Origin of the sequence: Bartonella sp. WD16.2, from assembly GCF_002022505.1 — a bacterium.
GTDB lineage: Bacteria > Pseudomonadota > Alphaproteobacteria > Rhizobiales > Rhizobiaceae > Bartonella.
In genome coordinates this window covers 1,176,800-1,194,541 of the sequence record NZ_CP019781.1, presented here as the reverse complement: position 1 = coordinate 1,194,541, position 17,742 = coordinate 1,176,800, and the positions used below count along the sequence as shown (strand labels likewise).

The 17,742-nt window shown below is 39.8% G+C and carries 5 protein-coding genes and 1 pseudogene; 4 read left to right on the top strand and 2 right to left on the bottom strand.

The features are described 5' to 3' along the window. Positions 1-27: 27 nt before the first annotated feature. Positions 28-1,197: pseudogene (locus tag BWD162_RS05045) on the bottom strand (tyrosine-type recombinase/integrase). Between the two features lie 1,652 nt (positions 1,198-2,849). Here BWD162_RS05045 and BWD162_RS05040 point away from each other — a divergent pair. The 3 genes from BWD162_RS05040 to BWD162_RS08160 all read left to right on the top strand — a co-directional run bounded on the left by BWD162_RS05040 (position 2,850) and on the right by BWD162_RS08160 (position 3,726). Next, positions 2,850-3,074 (top strand): hypothetical protein, encoded by a 225-nt coding sequence (locus BWD162_RS05040; protein ID WP_078705698.1) that lies wholly within the window; start codon positions 2,850-2,852, stop codon positions 3,072-3,074. Between the two features lie 232 nt (positions 3,075-3,306). Next, positions 3,307-3,534, top strand: coding sequence for a hypothetical protein (locus tag BWD162_RS08165; RefSeq protein ID WP_078705697.1), 228 nt, complete (start codon positions 3,307-3,309; stop codon positions 3,532-3,534). A gap of 18 nt (positions 3,535-3,552) precedes the next feature. Beyond that, positions 3,553-3,726 (top strand): outer membrane protein, encoded by a 174-nt coding sequence (locus tag BWD162_RS08160; protein ID WP_335617773.1) that lies wholly within the window; start codon positions 3,553-3,555, stop codon positions 3,724-3,726. A gap of 628 nt (positions 3,727-4,354) precedes the next feature. Here the strand turns inward: BWD162_RS08160 and BWD162_RS05030 are convergent. Beyond that, positions 4,355-5,134 (bottom strand): N-acetylmuramoyl-L-alanine amidase, encoded by a 780-nt coding sequence (locus BWD162_RS05030; RefSeq protein WP_078705696.1) that lies wholly within the window; start codon positions 5,132-5,134, stop codon positions 4,355-4,357. 1,548 nt (positions 5,135-6,682) lie between these two features. Between BWD162_RS05030 and BWD162_RS05025 the strand changes: the two genes are divergently transcribed. After that, a complete protein-coding gene (locus tag BWD162_RS05025; RefSeq protein WP_078705695.1) occupies positions 6,683-17,029 on the top strand; it encodes a right-handed parallel beta-helix repeat-containing protein in 10,347 nt (3,448 codons plus the stop codon). Positions 17,030-17,742: the final 713 nt, after the last annotated feature.

Here is a 17,742-nt window from a genome sequence, read left to right as displayed (position 1 = left end):
GTGTATAAACGTATTCTCTTAATTGTGTCAAGTCGTTCCTGATATAAATGTAGCCCACTGTTCTAAGAGAGCATGTCGTTGTTCTAAAAAATCTGTTCGCATGTAAGCTTTTGTCACTGAACTACCAACTGAATGAGCAAGGACCGTTTCTGCAATCTCAAATGGTGTTGATGTTGTTTCTGCTATCCAATCCCGTAAGCTTGAGCGAAAACCATGAGGACGATACTTTAAACCACAAAGTTTCATATGTTTTGCCATGCTTGCATCAGAAATCGGGGTGCCTTTAAGACCAGAAAATAGAAAACCCTTTTTTTCAAAGGAGAGAGCTTTTTCAATGACTCTTAAAACTTCATTACTTAGCGGTACGCGAAAGTCTGAAACTTTTCCTACAATACCCTTCATATTTTCTTTTGGTATCGTCCATATATTTTTATCAATTTGCTCAAGACGCAAATATCGCAAGGGATATGACCGTACTCCAGTCAAAATCAGTAATTTCAGTGCTAAATTTGAAAGGAGATCATCATTTAAGTTTTGATAAAAAGCCGGAACTTCCCGCCATGGCATAGCAGGAATATTTGTTGATATAGCGCGTGACTTTCCTAAAAGAGCGCGTGCTTTCATACAAGCTTGTAAATCAACATCCAAGCCAAGAGCGGCGGCATATTTTAAGCAAATATTGATACGGTTAAGTACTTTTCGCGCTGTATCTCCTTTTTTATGCCAAAGTGGAGTAAGAACATTACGAATAATATTCGCTGTTAATTTTTCTATAGGAAGATTACCTAATATGTGGAATAACGTGTAACTCTAGTGGAGAAAACCAACGACCATTTTTCCCTTCATTTTTTAACTCAGCTTTTTTACTTTCAAAAGCCGCTTAAGCAATTTCTTGAAAAATATTGCTTTGTTATTTTAAAATGCTTTGTTCTCGAAATACGATAGAATCATGCCGTCTTTAAGAATATCGCTATAATGTCTAGCAAGCTCGCGTGCCTCTTTTAAAGAAGTTTTTGTAACAGAACCAAAGCCCCATTTGATGGTGTTTATTGCAGTATGTATAACGAAAAAACCAAGCGCGTGTATTATCTTTTCGAACATTCAGCCATAAGCCTGCTCCATCACAATGCTTACCCTGTTGCTTTAATGCTGGTCAAGAAGAGATGTCGTTACAAACGATACTGTTAACCTGTGAATCGCCCTCACTTATAATTCTCCTTTCTAGACAACTTTTTAATCCGCCTCTAATTTTTGATATCAGATTCTTCCTTTAATCATTAATTTTCTTACTGAATCATAAAAAGCTATATACAGCAGCACGTCTTTGTGCGTTTTTATGTGATTCGATTCTACTTGCTAAGGACTGATTCGCTGGCATGCGGCACCGTTTTCATTTTTAGTATATTGTATTATTTTATAATTTTTTCATAAATTAGGTGGGAACGCTCAAGAGCGATTTTTATAATGTAAAAGGTTACGTTAAAATCCGTTTTCATGCCTTGTTTAGTTCTACCAAAAAGGTGTCAACAGTTTTATTGATGTATTTTATCTGTTTATTATGTCAATGAACGTGTTGAGTTTTTGTGTGAAAATGAATTGATTAGTATGTGAACTACAAACCATAGTTAATGAAATTACGTTTTTATACCCTGTGTAAATTATTTGGAATTGCATTGATAAGATATAATCCAAGTTGATTTTGCTATTTCAAAAACACTGGCGCGCTGGTTCGGTCTTTAGAAAATCTTATTATAGTCAACCAGTTCATTAAAATTTTTGAAAAACTAGGGATACGTTTGTGAGAAAACAAAAGTAGAATTATAAAGTTTTCTATAACTTCAGAAAGATATCCTTTAAAGAATTATGTTCTTTTAAGATGTAGCAAAAAAGTTTTCTATGATAAAAAAATAATAAGAAAGGCAAAAGGATTTATTTGTATTTTACTGAGAGAGAATGGATAGCAAAAAAAGTAACGCTTCATCTTGCTTTATATATTGGTAACTCAATTCTTAAATAATAATAAACCACTTGAATATCTAATAATGAAGCTTACAAAAGTCATGTCTAAGAATTATTAGCATAAAATAAAAAAGGCCTTTATGATTAAAAACTTAATAAACAGCACAAATTATTTTTGTTATAAGGGCTATAAAAACTTAGTGCACTTTTAAAAAAGCGAACCCACAAAAATGTATAATGAAGAATACCATTTTAGTTTTCTACATGCTGTTGTGCAGAGTTATAAAAGCATTAAAGAAAAGGATTATGAAACTTTAACGTTATAAGGATAATAAAAAAACTTTAATTTTAAAATATCAAAATGAGATTCTAAATGCTGTTAAGATTTTGGATTCTTTATTGAAAGCTTGCTATTCTAGGTTTGAATGAAAAATTTCGCTATTTGTGAAGGAAAATATACGAGATAGAATTGAGCTGTTAATAGACTGGAATCGTTATCACAGATAAATTAAAATAAACACCAAATTGTTTTTTTATTCTACAGACTTTATTTTTTATTGATTGTATCTTTATTATAGTTTCTTTGGGAAAATATGCGAATAATATCTATTACGTGCTTTTTAAGTTATTTCTGGAGGTGTTTATGAACACGAAATATTATTAGCACATCTATTACCGCTCTATTTACAGTGTCTATGACACGAGTAGCAGGTATTAGAGTTTCTCGAGAGTTAAAGACCAATTGTTGCATCTGTTGAAGCGATCCTCGTTGTTTCACCAGCTATTGCTACACCTATGGGGTAGTTTTTATCTTGGAGGGTTAAATTGGTGATTTTTCGAGCAAAAGTGATCGAAGTTTATACGTTAAACAAGAGTCTACTAGAGAATGGGTGTCGGTTTGGAAAGATGCATTACCTCAACTTTCAGGGTTTGTTGGAGGTTTTTATGAGGGAACCAATGTTAGTCTCGGGAATAGTTTTTTAGGTGTTGATACGGATATAGTTTGGTTTAGTAAACAAGATAAAAAAGTTATTGATAAGAGAGAGCGTGAAATTCCAGAAATGGAAGTAGTATATTTACAAGAACAAGAAATGGATGAGGTTCCTCTACAGTAACAAGCAGTAGGTGGAATTATTCTGCGATACTTGTATGATGTTTACCGCGATAACCCACAACCCTCTTTTCGTTAACGATTAGAAATAGAGGTAGAAGGAGTTCCTCTACAAGGAAAGGAGTATATGAAACTCCTCTTCAATGGGGAGAAAATAGTGAGTCCCATACTTGTAATCAGCGAAAGACGTGGAAGAAGGTTAGAACGAACTGTAAGAGAATTTCCGTATTTGAAATATGGTGGCTGGGGCAGAGACGATTTCAAGTGAGGCAGAAATAGCAAGGCCTGTTGAAGTTTATAACCATACTTTAAACCAAAAATGGTCTGGTGCTACACGAGTGTGTATAGGCTTTGCTGCTGATCGTGTTATGCCTTATATCGCTGGCGGTGTTTCTTGTGTGCAACTTCAAGACATCTTTTTACAATCAATTGAAGTAGTAGGTAAAGAAAATAGGTTTTTTTGATTTATCAGATGAAATAAAATGATGGTGGGTTATATCCTTGGCAGTGGTATTAATTTTACGATGGCTGATAGTGCTGTGTTACATGCAGAATATCGTTACTCAGATTTTGGTAAGCAGAAATTTTCTAAGAATAAATTGAAACTTGATTACAAGACCAATGATTTTCGTGTTGGTGTGGCCTATAAATTCTGATTTATTATAAAATTAATAATTCTTAAATTCTGTTTATGATAGATTTTTATTTTTTCTAAAGGTATAAAAAGAGACGGTATCCTTTAGAAGGACAAGGGTATTTATTAACTAACGGGAGTAATATTGTACTCAAAAAAGATGATAAAAGGATTAAATTTTTTATGTTCATTTCAGTTTATCTATAGTACATTTTTCTGCTTGTTTTAATTGAAATGTAATTGTAACACTATAAACAGCTTATGTGTTATACTAAGTCAATATAGGCATCAAAAAAATAAATTAATTTTGGTATGATTTATCGCGTATTTAGCTTAAATATGATATAAAAACTAAATACAGAATTGATCGTGAATACGAATAGAATGGGGGGCCCAGCAATAAATATTTTCTTTCAATGACATGTGCGCTAAACTTTTGAAAAAGTTTTTAGGAGATTGGTGTCAAAAATTTTTACACTTTTTAGTCATTTTAATTATAGTTACAAATAAATTTAGATAATTACAACATATTGTAATAGTTCTTAATCTTAATTAAGTCATTTTGACCACCATTTAAGAGAGCTTGAAAGGGCTTTTACAAATATAAAAAGCTGCTACTTTGAAGCTCTTTTTGATGAAAAAAATTAGATTTATTCCGATGGAAAGTACTTGTCTACCAATGCATAAATAATTGCTGTTGTTTCGGCATCTAGAATTCCGTTATAATTCTCTTGGCGAAAATGAAGCTGAAATGCTCGGATTAGATTTTTGTATCCGTATTTAGTTTTTGCAATTGAAGTATCATATCCATACTGTTTTAATTTTGAAATAGCCTGTTTTTTTGCTTTTTCCAAGTATCTGCAATTACAAAATTCTTTTTGATAACAATTTTTTAATTCATCATCATACCATGCTCCTATACCTGCTTTATAAAGCTGTCTCCATGGGAAAGCTGCACCTGGATCATTTTTTCTTCCGATGGCAATATCACTGTGACCAACAACATTGGTTGGTGTGATATCTGGATAACGTTGAAGAATATTCAATACGAGTTCTTTAATCGCATCAATTTGTGTTAGGTTATAAGGGGGAAATGTAAATACTTCATTTTCAGTGGTTGCTAGATTAACGATTTCAATTCCAATGGATGTATCGTTTAGATTATTATATTCACCCCATGAACTTACACCAGCATGCCATGCACGTTCATTTTCATCAACTAAGTTAAAAATACGAATATCTTTAAAACCGGCTTCAAGATAAGTTTTCTCTGAGGGATCAGGAATAAGATAATGAGCACTAACTAAGGGGCCAGTGAGAAGAGCGATTGACGTTTCAAAATTAACTGCAGTATAGTGCATAACTAAAAAACGAACTCGACGATTGAAACTTTGTATAGCACGATAACTATTGTAATCAATTTTATACATAGACAATTCTCTTTTTAGAATTCATTTTTGCCTATAAAATATAATAAAACGTATAAATTAGTATTAGTGTTATTTGGAATAATTGTTTGTGGTACAATATCGGTATCCAGTAGTAACTATAACCAAAGGTAATTATACCAAATTGAAATATTTTTTCTTTATCATAGAAAGCTTTTTAAAAGGAAAGAGCGTAATTTTAAGGAAATACCCACTTTTAAATTTTACTCTTTTCTTGAATAAAATTCACAAATTCAATTTCTAAAAAACAATTGTTTTATACATAATGTATTTTTGAAAATCATGAAGCTTAGACAGGATTTACACTGTAAATAATCTATTATTTAATTGTTATAAAGAGTGTTTATGATAAGTTCTACAATATATTAAATATTTTTCTAATATTACCCCGAAATTTTAATATAGCTTATAATTCATTGTTCTGTTTTAGCTTGGAAATATTATAGCATATTTTAGAATTTATTCGCTATAAAATTTAAGGTGTTTTTTATATTTGATTTTCGGAAATAATTACACTTTATAGATATAAAAAAACAAAGTCACCTTCTGTAAAAAATATCAAGTTCGTTTTCACAATATTTGTAAAGAGCAAAAATCACTTTTTAAGCAATTTTAATGAATATTATTTAAAATTAAGTCATAGAATTATTTTTCTCTTATTTGATTTGAATTGCATTAACATAAAAATAATGTTAATGAAAAATAATTATATAATATGCTTGTTTTAATTTAAAATACCTAATGTCTTATTTACCCCTTACTATTTTATCCAAAACGCAAAAAAAAATCAAGAAATATCCCTACACTATCAACACAATTACCCAACTACCCACACACATTCACATTTCCCAAAAACACCTTAAACAAAAACATCAACCCTCTTCCCCAAACCCACCACCATATCCTCTAACCTTCCACACAAAACCAACAAAACCCAAAACAAAACCAAAACTTTTATCTCAAACTGTAACTTTGTTGCCACTTTACGAACAACACAAAATAAACTATACAATAAAAACAAATGCACTTTTTGATACTATTCTCAATAAAAACTTTACTCTTAAAAACTAAGGTGATTCATGACTAAAATATCTACAAAACTACAACTAAACAAAACCACAACACCTAACCTCATCACACAAAACACAAAAACAAAAAGCATCCCATTCTCACCCAAAACAAACCAACTCCAATACCCCCTAAATAAAATTCATCCCAAACAACTAACCTATCCAAACCAAATTTTTGAACGTACGGTTTTTTTGTTTTTGTGTATGATTTATCGCGTAATTTTTAGGCGAGTTTGTTTTACGGTTTGTGTTTTATAGGTGTAGTCTTTTTGTTTTAGGCTTTGTGTTTTGGCGCATTTATTAGAGAGCCTTTTGTTAATGTTTTATGTTTTTTTGTAAGGGGGTTTAAGGGGGGGCGTTTAGGTTTGTGGTAAGCCGTTCAGGAATGATTTTGTTTTTATCTTTTTTTATGAACAGTTTGTCTCTTTTAATCGGATTGGTTTAAAGAGGATGTAGGGTTATGGTTATGCGTCGTGTCTTAAAACATCATGTTTGTTTATGTGTCCTCTCAACGGCTATTGTGGCTGGGTTGGCTCTTATTACATCTCAGAAAGTATATGCTCAAGTACAGGAGACGAAGAATTGTATGGGTTGGGTTGAGGATAGTCAGGTTTTAGCGATGCATCATGATAAGAGGGAGGGGAAGATTGTGTGTAACAGTAGCAGTGGGACAAGGGTGCTGCAGGGTGTGAGAGAAATAGATATGAGTAATCCTGATGAGGAGGCTGTGAAGATAACGGGGTCGAAGGCGGATATTACGATAGGAGATAATCTGCTGACGGTTAAAAATGGTGATAGGAGTGATAAATCGGCGATTAGGGTGGAACAGGGGGCGAGGCTGACGTTGAAGGAGAATGTTAGTATTACAAATGTGCAGAAGGTAATGGAGGTTGAGGGTTCAGGGTCTGTGATTACGGTAAATGGGGGGACATTTGGGTTGAAGGATAAGATTGGGGCAAGGAAGGATGGGGGGGGAAGGGTTATGATTGAGGTGAAGAATGAGGGGAGGATTGTTTTTGATAAGAGGGCGGTGGGGAGTAATGGGGGGAGTCTGATTATTAGTGGGGGGGAGGGAGCTAAGACTAAGGTAACGGGGATAGAGGTGAGTGAAACAGGGGGAGAGGTGGAGATGAGGAAGGGAACGACAGTTAATTTTGAGAGGGTGACAGAAGCGATAAAGATTAAGGGTAGTGGGACGGCTAATATAAGAGGAGAGGGAATTATAAATATTACGGGAAAGAGTACGGGGATTAAGATGGAGGGCTCAGGGAAGGCTGATGTGATGAGTCTGACTATTAATGGGAGTGGTACAGTAACAGGGGCTGAGGTATCAAGTGGGACGTTGGAATTGACTAAAGTGACGTTGAAGAATGTCACAACAGGGGCAAAGGTAACAGGGAGTGGGACGGCTGAGTTGATAAAGGTGGGGATTACGGGAAAGGATGGAGCAGATACGGGGGTATATGCGGAGACTTCGGAGACAGTCACGTTGACCAGTGTGAAGATTTCGGAATTTGCAAAAGGGGTGGAGGCGAAGAATGGGCAGTTGGTGATAAATGGTACGTCGACGATTACAGTTACAGATGGTGGGACGGGGCTTAATATAACGGGAGGGAGTGCTACTATGATGGGGGGATCAATTACGGGAACTGGGGGAGCTGAGAGTAGGAGTACGGGGGTATATGCGGGGACTTCGGAGACGGTCACGTTGAATACGGTGAATGTTTCAGGGGTGCAAACAGGGGTGGAGGCGATAAAGGGGCAGTTGGTGATAAATGGTACGTCGACGATTACGGTTACGGAGAATGGGACGGGGGTGAAGGTGTCGGGAAGTGCGACGGCTGATTTGACAAGGGTGGGGATTACGGTTACGGGGATGTATGGGACGGGGCTTAATATAACAGGAGGGAGTGCTACTATGACGGGGGGATCAATTACGGGAAGTGGGAGAGCTGTGAGTAGGAGTACGGGGGTGAAGATGGATAGCTCGGGGACAGTCACGTTGAATACGGTGAATGTTTCAGGGGTGCAAACAGGGGTGGAGGCGATAAAGGGGATACTGAAGGTAACAGAAGGGTCGATTGAAGGGAAGACCTATGGGGTGAAGGTGTCGGAAAGTGCGACGGCTGATTTGACAAGGGTGGGGATTACGGTTACGGGGATGTATGGGACGGGGCTTAATATAACAGGAGGGAGTGCTACTATGACGGGGGGATCAATTACGGGAAAGGATGGAAATCAGGGTACGGGTACGGGGGTGAAGATGGATAGCTCGGGGACAGTCACGTTGAATACGGTGAATGTTTCAAATTTCAAAACAGGGGTGCAGGTGACAAAGGGGACGCTGAAGGTAACAGAAGGGTCGATTGGGGGGAAGACGTGGGGGGTGAAGGTGGATGGGAGTGGGAGGTTGGAGATGAATGGGGGGACGATTGAGGGAGAGAATGGGACGGGGGTGTGGGTGCAGGAGAGTGGGACGGCTAAATTGACAGGGGTGACGATTACGGGGAAGACCTATGGGGTGTATGCGACGGGGGGAAAGTTTGAGATGAATATGGGAGAGATTACGGGAGGGAGTCAGGGGGTGTATGTGTCGGGGATGGCGACAAGTGCTGAGTTGACAAAGGTGAAGATTAAAGGAGGGGGTGGTACGGGGGTATATGCGGGGACTGCGAGGAAAGTCACGTTGAATATGGTGGAGATTTCAAAGGTTAAAATGGGGGTGGATGCGGTGGCAGGCGAGTTGGTGATGAATATGGGGACGGTTGAGTTTACGGGGAATGGGTATGGGGTGAAGGTGTCGGGGACGGCGACAAGTGCTGAGTTGACAAAGGTGAAGATTACGGGAGGGAGTCAGGATACGGGTAAGGGGGTATATGCGGAGGGGACGGGAAATGTGACGATGACCAATGTGGATATTTCAAAGGTACAATTGGGGGTAGAGGTGAAGAAGGGGACGGGAACAATGACGATCACAGGAGGGTCGATAAAAGAAGTGAAGTGGGGGATAAATATGGAGGGGGGTAAGAAATTGGTGATGGATGGGGGGACGACAATTAGTTTTACGGATGGATATGGGGTGAAGATACAAAATAATGTGACGGCTGAGTTGATGGGGACGGTGATTACGGGAAATGGGGGTGGTACGGGGGTAACTGCGGAGGGGACGGGAAGTGTGACGATGAATATGGTGGAGATTTCAAAGGTACAAGTGGGGGTAAAGGTGACAGGGAATGGGGATCTGACAGTGAAGGGAGGGGAGATAACAAATGTGCAAATGGGGATAGATATGGAAAAGGGGACGTTGGTGGTGAAGGATGGGACGAGGATTGAGTTTACGGGGACACATGGGGTGAAGGTGGGAACAGCGGTGACAAGTGCTACTTTGACAGGGGTGATGATTAGGGGAGATGGAAAGGGTATGGGGGTGTGGATGGAGGGGACGGGAAATGTGACGTTGACCAGTGTGGATATTTCAAAGGTACAATTGGGGGTAGAGGTGAAGAAGGGGACGGGAACAATGACGATCACAGGAGGGTCGATGACAGATGTGCAAATGGGGATAGATATGGAAAAGGGGACGTTGGTGGTGAAGGATGGGACGAGGATTGAGTTTAAGGGAAAGCATGGGGTGAGAGTGGGGGGAGGGGTGACAAGTGCTACTTTGACAAATGTGATGATTGAGGGAACTGATGGAAAGGGTACGGGGGTGTGGATGGAGGGGACGGGAAATGTGACGTTGACCAGTGTGGATATTTCAAAGGTACAATTGGGGGTAGAGGTGAAGAAGGGGACGGGAACAATGACGATCACAGGAGGGTCGATGACAGATGTGCAAATGGGGATAGATATGGCGGGAAGTGGGACGTTGACGGTGGAGGATGGGACGAGGATTGAGTTTAAGGGGACGCATGGGGTGAAGGTGGGAGGATCGGTGACGAGTGCTACTTTGACAGGGGTGACGATTAGGGGAACTGGGGGAGATGGCACGGGTACGGGGGTACATGCAGAGGGAGGGAAGGTGACGGTGACAGGGGGGTGGATAAGAGAGGTGCAAACGGGGATAGATATGTCTGGAAGTGGGACGTTAAAGGTGGAGGATGGGACGAGGATTGAGTTTAAGGGGACGCACGGGGTGAAGGTGGGAACAGCGGTGACAAGTACTACTTTGACAGGGGTGACGATTAGGGGAGAAGGAAAGGGTACGGGGGTGTGGATGGAGGGGGGGAATCTGACAGTGAAGGGAGGGGAGATAACAAATGTGCAAATGGGGATAGATATGGCGGGAAGTGGGACGTTGACGGTGGAGGATGGGACGGTGATTACGGTTACGGAGAATGGAACCGGGGTGGGTGTGTGGGGAGGAACAGCGACGGCTGAGTTGACAGAGGTAACGATTAAGGGAGAGGGAAAGGATAAGGGGATTGGGGTGATAATGGCGGGGAAAATGATGACGATGGAGAAGGTGGATATTTCAGGGGTTGGAAAGGGGGTATATGTGATGAGGGGAGAGGTGATGATGGATAAGGTGGATATTTCAGGGGTGCAAACGGGGATAGAAGTGGAAAGTGGGACGTTAGAGGTGCTTGGGGTGAGTGGAAATTCGACGATTAATTTTACGGGGGATGGGTATGGGGTGAAGGTGGGAGCATCGGTGAAGAGTGTTCGTTTGACGGATGTGAGGATTACGGGAGGTGATCAGGGAAGTGGTACAGGGGTATGGGCAAATAGTTCGGAAAAGATGACATTGATGTTGGATAAGGTGGGTATTTCAGGGGTCGTAATGGGGGTATATGCGGGAAGTGGGAAGTTGGTGATAAGGGAGGGGACGATTAGTTTTAAGGCAGGGTATGGGGTGAGAGTGGGAGATAAAGTGAAGAGTGCTCGTTTGATGGGGACGCAGATTACGGGAGATGGAAGTGGGTACGGGGTGTGGGCAAGTAGTTCGGAAAAGATGATGATGACGTTGGAGGATGTACGTATTTCGGGGGTTGAAACGGGAATAGATATGTCAGGAAGTGGGGTGCTCAAGGTGAGTGGAGAGAGTGGGAACTCGATGATTAGTTTTACGGGGGACTATGGGGTAAAGGTGGGAGGGTCAGTGACGAGTGCTACTTTGACAAATGTACAAATTAAGGGAGGGGGAGAGGGATACGGGGTGTGGGCGATGGGGAAAATGATGACGATGGATAAGGTGAATATTTCAAATGTACAAATGGGGGTGGAGGTGAAGGCAGGGAATCTGACAATCACAGGAGGGTCGATAAAAGAGGTGCAAACGGGGATAGCTATGTTAGGGAATGGGATGCTCAAGGTGGAGGAGAAAACAGAGATTCAGTTTAGGAATGGGTATGGGGTGTATGTGGGAGAGAAGGTGCAGAGTGCTACTTTGATGGGGACGGTGATTACGGGAGGGAAAGCAGGGTACGGGGTATATGTGAGTGGGGGAACGGTGATGGTTAGTGGGGGGTCAATAAAAGAGGTGCAAACGGGGATCGTTATGATGGGAAAGGGGACGTTGGAAGTGAAGGATAATACGACAATTAATTTTACGCGGGGGTATGGGGTGTATGTGAGGGGATCGGTAAAGAGTGCTGAGTTGACGGGGACGGTGATTACGGGAGGGAAAGCAGGGTACGGGGTATATGCGGGGGGGGAAGGAAGGGTGACGGTGAAGGGAGGGTCGATAAAAGGGGTTTGGAAGGGGGTGGAGGTGTTGGCAGGGGATCTGACGGTGAAGGGTGGGACGACAATTCACTTTATGGGGGATGGGTATGGGGTGAAGGTGGGGAAATTGGTGAAGAGTACTGAGTTGACAGAGGTAACGATTACAGGAGGGAGAAGTGGTATGGGGGTATGGATGGAGGGGGAAAAGATGACGATGACCAATGTGGATATTTCACAGGTTGGTATGGGGGTATATGCGGAGGGGAAAAAGGTGATGGTTAGTGGGGGAACGATAAAAGAGGTGGAGAAGGGGATCGTTATGATAGGGGATGGGATGTTGATGGTGAAAGATAGGACGAAGATTGAGTTTAAGGGGGATGGGACTGGGGCTGGAGTATATATGGAGGGATCGGTGAATGCTCGTTTGACAGGGACGCAGATTATAGGAGAGAAAAAGCAGGGTAAGGGGGTGATGATGGAGGAGGGGAAGGTGATGTTGGAGAATGTACATATTTCAGAGGTTGGAACGGGGGTAGAGGTGATGAGGGGAGAGGCATGGTTGAAAGAGACGCATTTGGGAAATGTTGCAAAAGGGATGAATATCGAAAACGGGGATGTGTTTATGGAAGGTGGGGAGATGAGCTTTGATGGAGATTACGGGATCAATCTTGCAAGGGGGAATGCTGCTTTAAGGGGTGTTAATATGACTTATACGGGCAGTGATAAGACTGCTAACTTCATCAATGTTGAAGGGGGAACAGTTTTGGCAGAAAATGTAACAATCACAGGAAATGACAAGGGGCAGGGCTTAAAGGTCATAAAGGGGGGAGCAGTGTGGTTGAAAAATACAACCTTTACCAATGTCAAAAATGGTATGACTGTTGAGGGAAGGAGTACCATACGTATGGAAAAAGGAGGCATTACTTTTAAAGAAGGGCACGGCATTTATCTCAGTGGGGGACAGGCTTTGTTAAGTAGTTTCAATATTACAGGACAAGGTCGTAAGAGTATAGGGATGGGGGTGAGTAACTCAGGAGAAGTAATGATGAGGGGGGTGGAGATTTCAAAGGTTGGAATGGGAATACGGATGACAAGTGGGAATCTGGTGATGAACCGGGGATCTATTGCTTTTAATGGAGACTACGGTATCAATCTTGTTCTAGGGCATGCCCTGTTAAATGAGCTCACCATTACAGGATCTGGTATTAGTAACACTGGAACGGGGGTAGAAGTGGGGTATGGAGGAAAAGTAATAATGAAGGGGGTGAATGTTTCAGGGGTAGCAATGGGGGTACAAGTGACAACAAGTAGTGGAGCGGCGTGGTTGAAAGAGACATACTTTACCGATGTCAAAAATGGTATAATTGTTACAGAGGGGAATGTGATTATGGACAAAGGAGGTATTGCTTTTAAAGGAGATTACGGGATCAATCTTGCAAAGGGTAATGTTGTTTTAAAGAGCGTCAATATGACTTATGCGGGCAGTGATAAGACTGCTAACTTCATGAGGGTCGAAGGGGGAACAGTTTTGGCAGAAAATGTAACAATTTCCACTTCAGGAAATGTAAGTAAAGGGCTGGGCTTAAAGGTCATAAAGGACGGAAAGGTTGTCTTGAAAAATACAACCTTTACCAATGTCAAAAATGGTATGACTGTTACAGAGGGGGTTGTGCGTATGGAAGGTGGGGAGATAAGCTTTGATGGAAAGCACGGCATCGATCTTATCCAGGGTCAGGTTGCTTTAATGGTGGTCAAAATGACTTATCAAGGAAATAGTCCTACGGCTGACTTCATCAAAATTACCGGAGAGGATACTACTACAAATGCTGTGGAAACGATCCTTTCTAAAAAGAAGGCCGCAGTCGTTGCAGCAAATCTAACAATCAACGGAAATGGTCATGGGCAGGGCTTGCATGTAATAAGGGGTGGACGGGTTGTATTGATGAAGCCAACTTATACTGATGTTTACAATGGGATGACCATTAAAGAGGGTGCTGTACAGGTACTGGGTGGGGAGATGACTTTTAAAGGAGAGCATGCTGTCTATCTTAATCGGGGCCATGCTTTGTTAACTAATGTCGCTATGAAGTATACAGGAGATAATGACAAGAGTACTTTCTTAAAGGTCGAGGCAAAAGGAAATGCTCTAAATACAGCAGATATTAGGGGGACGGGCATTAAAATCGAGGGAAATGGTCATGTACAAGGGGTTCATGTGGAAAATGGGGGGCGGGTGATGTTAGAAAGTGCGGTCTTTTCTAATATCAAAAATGGGGTTACTGTGTTGAATGGTGAATTCTGGATGAAGAAGGGGGAAATTGAGTTTAAAGGAGAGCATGCTGTCAGTCTTTCAACGGGGAAGGTCGTGCTCAATGGCGTTATTATGAACTATGGGGGTGATAGAAGGGTAAAGAGGGGTGCTAACTCTACAAAATTCATCAAAGTCGAAGGAAAAGGTGCAAATCTTACCGCAGTCAAGGTGATGATCATTGGTAATGATAACGGACAGGCGGATGGTTTGATGGTGACAAATGGGGGGCATGTCACTGTAAATTATTCACATTTAACCAAAGTTCAAAATGCAATAACTATCGAAGATGGATCTGTATGGATAGGAAATGGGGTTGTTAATTTTGGGGGAAAACATGGGGTTAAAATGAAAAACGGAAAAATTTTCCTAAATAATGTACAAATGAACTACACCGGTAATAATGATGATGTAGATTTCCTTAAAATTGAGAAAAAGAAATCAATACTTACAGCAATAAACACTGTAATTAATGGAAACGATATGGGTAGTACCCAAGGTGCAGAGGTAAAGGATGGGGGAAGGTTGTTTTTGATCCGTTCAGGTTTAAATAAAGTTAATACAGGAGTTACTGTTCAAAATGCTGAAGCAATGATAATTGACACTTCAATTAATTTTAAAGGAGAGCATGCTGTCAGTTTAACCGTTGGAAAAACTATCTTAAATCAAGTAAGTATAATGCACACAGGTGGTAAAAAGACCGATGATGTCGACTCTACAAAATTCATCAAAGTCGAAGGAAAAGGTGCAAATCTTACCGCAAACAAAGCTATAATTAAAGGATACGAAGATAAAGGAAATGGTTTACATGTTACAAATAATGCAAAGGTAACTCTTCTTCAATCTGAATTAACGGGTGTTGCCAGAGGAATTTATATCGAGAGCGGAGAAGTAAAAATCAAAAATTCCAACATGACAATAAATGGCGAAAATTCTTATGGTATAAGTCTTGAGTCTGAGAAATCAACATCTGAAACACGCTCAAAAAGATCACGAAGATCCGCAGATAGTCTAACGCCGCCGCATCATACGTCAAAAATAAACAAAAAGTCAGAAGTAGGATCGGTTCATCTAATAAATACAGTTTTAAAAGTTCCAAATAATATAGTCATTCGTGGACATGAGGCTGAAAGTATCGTCGTCTTTAAGGATTCCAAAGTTTCTGGTGATTCACTATTGGAGGCTAAAAATAAATCTTATGTAATGATTATGGCTAATAACTCTTCATTAACCGGAAGTTCACATGTTGATCGTGAATCTGACGCTATGTTTTACTTGACTAATAATGCTCAATGGATTATAACAAATGGAAAGGGTCAAGATCAAAAGAAGCCGTCATCGTTTATTTCAGGTATAATGCTTAGAGATGATAGTGCTATTGTTTTTGATAAGTCATCTGCAGACAATTACCAAACATTACGTATAGGAAAAGGATCGGGTGAGGCTTATAGGGCACAGGGCGGTGCACATATTCATCTTAATGTCCAACCAGATCGTAAGGGTTTGCTTGATGATGATAAAGCCAATCGTGTTTTAATTCATGGTGATGTTTCTGGAAATACTAAAGTTCATATACATGATGCATCAGATAGTGAAGAAGAGACAAGGTATGAAGATAATGTTAATCAAAGTATATCAATAATACAAGTCTCTGGCGTAGCAAAAAAAGACTCCTTCCAACTAAACTATGGTTATGTTACGTTGGGTAATTCTCCTTACCAATATCACCTTGTCGCCTATGGTCCTGACTCTGAATTTGGGCAAGCAAATCAACAAAAAAGATTAGTTGAAGGAGAAGGGGAATTTTGGGATTTCCGTCTTGAAAATAAATATATTCCTTTTAATCCTCGTCGTCCAGATATGCCGATTAAACCAATAGTCGTTCCACAAGTTCCGGCTTATCTTCTCTTGCCTAATGCTTTGTTCTATGCTGGGTTGATGGATGTCAACAATCAAACTGAGCTGTTAGGGACAATGGTGACGTCATTTGATCCATTTTTCAATGGAAAGCCGGCTTTTTTCATACGCGGTTATGGTGGTAGTCACAACTACACTTCTGACTTATCTATTTCGGAATACGGTTATGGTGGTAAGTTTGGTTATTACGCAACAGATGCGGCTGTTCTTTTGAATACATTAGAGAATGAGCAAAATAGTGCATTTGTTGGAGTTATAGGTACTTATGGTAAATTATCACTCCAACCTCAAGATGTTGAAAAAAGTAAAAAAAGTAATTTTGATCACTGGTCTATAACTGCTTATGCTAGTTTGCAGCATAACATGGGGTTTTATGTCAATGGTCTTTTATCATACGGTTTATCTCGAGGAAATGTTGAAACGCTTGCGCGAGGTAAAACAGCAAGAATAACAGGTAATCCGCTGCGTGCAGCTTTAACAGGTGGTAAGGCTTTCTTAACTGGGTATGAAGGTCTTGTTTTTGAGCCACAGATGCAGCTTGTTTATCAATATTTGAGATTTAATTCTGCTCGGGATATTGATGGTTTTGATATTGATATGGGCTCTCCTAATCAATTAACAACACGTTTGGGGGGACGTCTTGCTCAAGAATTTTCTTTAGTAGAAGAAGATAGTTCAGTATCTTTCTATGGTAAGCTGCACCTTATGAGCAGCTTTGGAGGAAAGCAGTTTGTGCAGTTCAAAGATACATTCCAGTTGGGTGCGTTTGGTTCTTCTATGGAAGCAGGTGTGGGTGTGCAGGCTCAATTGTCATCTCAGATAGCTCTGCATGGTGATGTGGTTTATCAACAAAAATTAACCAAAGCTGGTCTTTCAGGAAGTACTTTCTCAGGGGGACTACGTTATCGTTTCTGATTGATATTGGATTACATTGTTATCTTCAATTTTTAAAGTACGGTATATGTCAACATATAAAAGATAGTATTATAAAGTTAAAAGTAATGTTAGTAAGGAAGGTTATTTAATAACTGTGCAGATTTACTATTATTTCATAAGTCACTACTGTAAATCAGTTTTAATGGTCTTAATAATACAGTGTATCAAGTTAGATACAAGAAATGTCAAAACTGCAAATGTGAGAGACTCTTTTTTAGGTAGATAACAAGAATAAGCTCAATAAATTACATAAATGAGTGGTAAGTTACATACCCACAACAACTTCTTGAGATTTGGCAATGGAAATATGGAAATTTTGCACACATATAGCGGGTTCTTCTTTTTGCAAAGTTTTATAAATTTGCTGATTTGGAATGGCGAAATGGCTGTTTTTTTGATTGGGAAGGGTAAGATCATTTAGTCTAGAGCTTGATCTTATCATTAATAATGCAACGAGGGAATTATCTATTACTTTGTTACTTTTTAAGTTTAAGGAGGAAAATTATTACGAATACTTAAAAAAGTTTTTATTTTTAACTGTAACAATTTTAATAACAAGAACTGATCACGTTGAATTATACATAGAAAAGAATTTTTAAACTGGGTTAAAAGTCGAAGATGGGGGAACATGTTATTGTAGAATTAAGATACGATCTAATTTAGGGATAGAAGAAGGGAAAGTGATCAGGAAT